The organism is Oleiphilus sp. HI0086 (assembly GCF_001635225.1).
In genome coordinates, this window is the sequence record NZ_LWFZ01001319.1 from 1 (window position 1) to 640 (window position 640).

Sequence of the window (640 nt, forward strand, 5' to 3'; positions counted from 1 at the left end):
ATTATCTAGGTGGAACAGTCCAGGTAATTCCTCATATCACTGATGAAATCAAACGCCGCATCGTTGAAGGTGCTAACGGCTATGATGTCGCCTTGGTTGAAAGTGGCGGCACAGTTGGGGATATCGAGTCGCAACCCTTTTTGGAAGCAGTGCGACAGTTAAAGATTGAAGTGGGCTCCCAGCGTGCGCTGTTTATGCACTTAACTCTAGTGCCTTATATTGCAACCGCAGGTGAGACCAAAACCAAGCCGACCCAGCATTCCGTAAAAGAAATGCGCTCTATCGGTATTCAGCCCGATATTCTGGTTTGTCGCTCTGATCACGAGATTGATGCATCATCTCGCCGCAAGATTGCTTTGTTTACCAACGTAGAAGAGCGCGCCGTTATCCCATTACAGGATGCAAACAGCATTTACCTGATTCCACGTATGCTGAATGAACATGGTTTGGATCAAATTGTCGTAGAACGATTTGGTCTGGAGTGTGATGAGGCCGATCTAACAGAGTGGGATTCAGTGGTTGAAGCTGAATCCAGTCCGGAAAACGAAGTAACCATTGCCATGGTAGGCAAGTACATGGAATTACTTGACGCTTATAAGTCTCTAATCGAGGCGCTTAAGCATGCAGGAATTCGTACGCG

1 protein-coding gene is annotated in these 640 nt (G+C 47.0%); it reads left to right on the top strand.

All coding sequences use genetic code 11. The features are described from left to right. Window positions 1-640, top strand: a 640-nt coding sequence (locus A3756_RS22790; protein WP_082865448.1) for a CTP synthase, incomplete at both ends; no start/stop codon positions are given.